The organism is Mesorhizobium sp. CNPSo 4661, assembly GCF_057784215.1.
The window spans coordinates 1-3,986 of sequence record NZ_JBWGIO010000062.1 but is presented as its reverse complement, the minus strand read 5'-3'; the positions used below and the strand labels follow the sequence as shown (position 1 = coordinate 3,986).

The following is a 3,986-nucleotide window of genomic DNA, read 5'->3' as shown; positions in this document are numbered from 1 at the left end:
GGTTGAAAGCGCACCCGAGGCCCATGTCTGTTCCAGAGGGAAGGCCCGTTTCCTTTCCATCGCACAGCAATACATGCCATTCGAACACAGCTTCCGGCGTGTAAACCCCTGACCGCGAATTGGAAGAGATCCTGGCTGCGGCATGCATCTTCCACAGCATTCCTGTCGCTTTCGACGCAATGACTGCCGATCGTTATGAAACACGGCTTCATTCATAGGCCGCGCAATGACAGACGTCGTCTCCACGCTTACTTCATCGGACGTTCGCCAAACGATCATCCGTTACCTGCTTGATAATGTTGAAAATCCGAGCGTTTCGATAACGGAGGTCATCCGCGCCGTCAGAGAGCGGTTCCCGCTTTGCGAACTGACGGATTGGGAACTCGGCGATTACATAGCGCGAGCCGCGATCGACGCGGGTTTTGCTGTGGAGTTCGATGCGGAGGTTCCATGATCGCTCCAAAGCTGGGCCTCACTTCCCCCGATCCGCGCTCTAAGTTCTTCAAGGCGCGGGCCTGGAAAAGAAGAGAAGGCCAATGAACCCTAGCAGTTGGACCCAACTCGAGCGCCTGCCGCTCGGAAATGCCGATTTCGACCGGCGCGGTCTTTGATCCTTGTGCTTGGCCCTTAAGCAGGTTGGAAATCTCTTCTGGCATTAGCACTAGAAGTATCTGTCAGGCGTGCGCCTAGTCCGATTGCGCGCAACTAGGGGCGGCAAATTGAAAAGCAGAGGTGCTTCTAGATCGCGCCTGGGTCCCGACCAACAAAACCTGGCCATTTAAAATCAAAAGGACCGGCCGCCCAGCAATAGCTTGAGGATCGTGATTGGAAGCGCTGTGCTGCCGGCAAGGCGGCCTGCGAATTCCCGTTAGGCCAGCGTTCAATAAGTTGCCTCTGGCGGGTGGAAGGCGGGAGCCGCCTCCCACCCGTTTCGACGGGGAATAAGTTAGCCACCCATCTTCTTGGCCATCGCGCAGAAATCGGCGTGAGCCTTGTTGAGCGTGGTATCGCCGCAGTCTTTCATCACCGCAGTTCGTTCGTCGGGTTTCATCGCCATCCACGCGGTTTTGAAATCGGTTTCCGACCTCAGGGTTTTCATACCGGCATCGGTGAAAAACGGAGACATCTTGGCCGGATCATCGAGCGCAGACGTGCCTGTGGCGGACCCAGCCATTGCTGCACCACCCATCATGGCGAACGCAAGTGCGCTGATAATACTAAGCAGCTTGATATTCATCGGGCTACCTCCTTGGTCCAGATAACGACCTATGAGAAAAACGTGCGCCTCCCGAAAGAGGTTCCAATTGCCAAGGCGGCAGTGGGCTCAAAGCCGGTGCTAGTCAATCCGCAAGATCAAGGACCGCCCTTCGCATGCACGTCGATAGAAAGGCGGCCTAGGGATTTATTCCTTCCCTAGTCGGCCTTGAAGCTCCTTCAGGAAATGAGCTTCATTTAGGAGGGTTTCCCAGTCGATGCCGAGTCGCTCGATTAGCTCGTGAGCCTGCATCTCGGTGATATTTGCTTCGCGCGACAATCGACCGGCCAGCAGGTCGAAGGCGGTGCAATCGTTCTCGGGCATGCTGCCTTCGCGGTGCTGCATCGCCTCGAAGATCACCGCATAAACGCTGGCAACCTCCTCGTTGATCTCGGCGGCAGGAATGCCTTCACTCTCGGCCGCCTTGAACAACTCATCGGCTAGGTCGCTTACGGCCACGCCATCCGTCATTGCGTTTGGGAGATGCTTGGTCACCCATTTGTTGAAGAAATTGACGCCGCGGATGCTCATCCTGCCTTAAGTGAGAGGACGATATTAGGTTCCGCTCACATATGCCGCCAACCGCGGTTCGCCAGGCCGGTGCTCGCTATTTGGCAAACTCTCCCAACGAAGGCGCCGGCCGCCTAGCCTGCTGAGGTTGGTGGTGGCACATCTGCTGTGGGCTATTGGGTCCCCCGCGGCGGCAGCGGGGCTGTATCATTTTAATACAATCGCCAATTGGTAGACTCCCGCGATGCATCGGCAGCTAGTCACTCGCTTCGGGTCAATCAGACAAGGTCGGTGACCAGGAGGAACGGATGGTTGCGCAAAAAGAAGACTATCGAACGAACAGAGCCGATTATCTCGTCGCCAGGATGCAAGCAGCAGCGACGGCTAAAGACGGCCCCTATCAGCTAGCAGAGAGAAAGAAGCGACTCCTGGCCCTCGGCGACCGGCGACTAGTCCGGCTGGCCGCAAACCCATGTGAAAGCAAGCCAGGACCGAGGGGGAGCCCGCGCGGCGGACATTGAATCGCGTTCCGTCGCGGGAAATGTCAGACCCGTCGAAGGGATGATGTCGGAGCAATCGCAGGCTGCCCACGCGCTTTTGAAATGGCCCCAAGGCGCCCTGCGGCCAAGTCAAACACGAGTGAGGGAACGATCCGCGACTTCGAGAGCGGGAAACGGCGGCTAGGTCCTGGGAACGTTGCAGCGATACGCCGAGCCCTCGAATTTTGGGGGCGTCTGTTTACACAACCTCGCCTACACGATAGCGCGCGCCATTAGCCCCTGTCCTGCGAGAAGCCCGCGCCCCTCGACAGGACGCGGGCTCGGTGTTGCACACCAGTCTGCGGTTTTGAGGGGGATACCACAGACATTGTTCCAACAACGGCCCCAAGGCGCATGTTCCGGTCTGCTAACAAAAAAGCACGCCGACCCGACGGGCAGCTGCTGGAGTAGCCTGGGTGCGCAAACTAGGCAACGTGCACGGCAGCTTGCCTCTGAGCATCTGGACACTTGCATTGTTCCGATAAAGCAGGTGCCATGCCCGTTAGTCGCACGTATGTGAGACGAAAGCCTTTCTTACAACTCAAAGGTCCCGACCGCCGCAAGGCTGTGATTGCTTCTTTGCAACGCGGCTCCCGAGCAGCTTGTCGAGACGGTCATATCCCTATCACCCGGCGCGTTGCCCTTTTCGGCGATGTAACGGCACGGCAGCATAGCGCGCGACGTGCGGGATTTCGCCAACATCGCTGAAGTCCAACTTGGATCGACGATGAAACCTGCGCGAGAATTTGGTGCGGCCACGCTCACACCAGCCTGCAAAGATATTCACGCCCGTCGTCCTGAAGGAGGCAGGCGGAAATCGGAGACCGCCACGAGTGACGTGCTCCTGCACCAGGCCATTCCTACTCTCTTGAGGCGATTCAGATTCCGCTTGGGAAGGGGCCCGATAATCCACAGTTTGCAACACTTTAGCTTAACCGACGTTCCATCTAAACGCTGAAAGCTAGAGGCAAACCTATGAGCCCAAAACGGAGGTCCCACGTAAAGACTGATCGGCCGGCCGCAGTTACCGGAGGCGCTACGCCGGATTGGAAAGAATTGGCCGCAACAGCCTTTCAGCGGACCAGAATGCCCATGGTGGTGGCGGACGCCACCGGGAATGATTACCCGATCGTCCTGGCGAACGCGGCCTTCCTAAATCTGACCGGGTATGAGGCAGATGAAGTGTTAGGACGTAATTGCCGTTTCTTGCAGGGTAAGGCAACGTCCTCGGCCGCGGTGGCGGAAATTCGGGCCGGCCTACGGGAACAGCGCGAGGTCGGCGTGGAATTGCTCAACTACCGGAAGGATGGAACACCGTTCTGGAACCGGCTTCATATCAGTCCTGTCTATGACGACGACGAGCGCGTCGCCTATTATTTCGGATCACAGATCGACAGCACGGAATATCGCCGAATTCAATCTCTCGAAGCGTCAGAGCACCGGCTCCTGCTCGAAGTAGATCATCGCGCCAACAACGTTCTTGCGCTGGTCGACAGCATCGTCCGCCTCACGAAATCCGACAATTCCGCCCTATATGCCGCTTCGGTTCAGGATCGGATCCAGTCCCTGGCTCGGGCCCATGCCCTGCTCGCGCGACGGGGTTGGCAAAACGTCCCGCTGCGCGAGGCGATACAAACTCAACTCGAGCCTTACGGCGCCTCGCGAGCCGTGCTGGAAGGCCC

4 protein-coding genes are annotated in these 3,986 nt (G+C 57.8%); 2 read left to right on the top strand and 2 right to left on the bottom strand.

Features of this window, described 5'->3' with window-relative positions; translation table 11 throughout:
- Positions 1-226 precede the first annotated feature (226 nt).
- Positions 227-454, top strand: a complete 228-nt coding sequence (locus AC0YKC_RS33850) for a hypothetical protein (RefSeq protein ID WP_488514223.1) — start codon at positions 227-229, stop codon at positions 452-454.
- 492 nt (positions 455-946) lie between these two features.
- Here AC0YKC_RS33850 and AC0YKC_RS33845 read toward each other — a convergent pair whose 3' ends face one another.
- On the bottom strand, positions 947-1,237 hold the full coding sequence (locus AC0YKC_RS33845) for a hypothetical protein (RefSeq protein WP_488514222.1): 291 nt from the start codon (positions 1,235-1,237) through the stop codon (positions 947-949).
- 165 nt (positions 1,238-1,402) lie between these two features.
- Complete coding sequence (locus tag AC0YKC_RS33840) at positions 1,403-1,786, bottom strand: hypothetical protein (protein ID WP_488514221.1); 384 nt, start codon at positions 1,784-1,786, stop codon at positions 1,403-1,405.
- A gap of 1,493 nt (positions 1,787-3,279) precedes the next feature.
- Here AC0YKC_RS33840 and AC0YKC_RS33835 point away from each other — a divergent pair.
- The coding region (locus AC0YKC_RS33835) for a PAS domain-containing protein (protein WP_488514220.1) at positions 3,280-3,986 on the top strand (707 nt) is incomplete at its 3' end.

What these genes read in the sequence shown, in the direction of transcription:
- AC0YKC_RS33840 (WP_488514221.1), bottom strand. Translation starts at nt 1,786, where the DNA reads ATGAGCATCCGCGGCGTCAATTTCTTCAACAAATGGGTGACCAAGCAT.
- AC0YKC_RS33850 (WP_488514223.1), top strand. Translation starts at nt 227, where the DNA reads ATGACAGACGTCGTCTCCACGCTTACTTCATCGGACGTTCGCCAAACG.
- AC0YKC_RS33845 (WP_488514222.1), bottom strand. Translation starts at nt 1,237, where the DNA reads ATGAATATCAAGCTGCTTAGTATTATCAGCGCACTTGCGTTCGCCATG.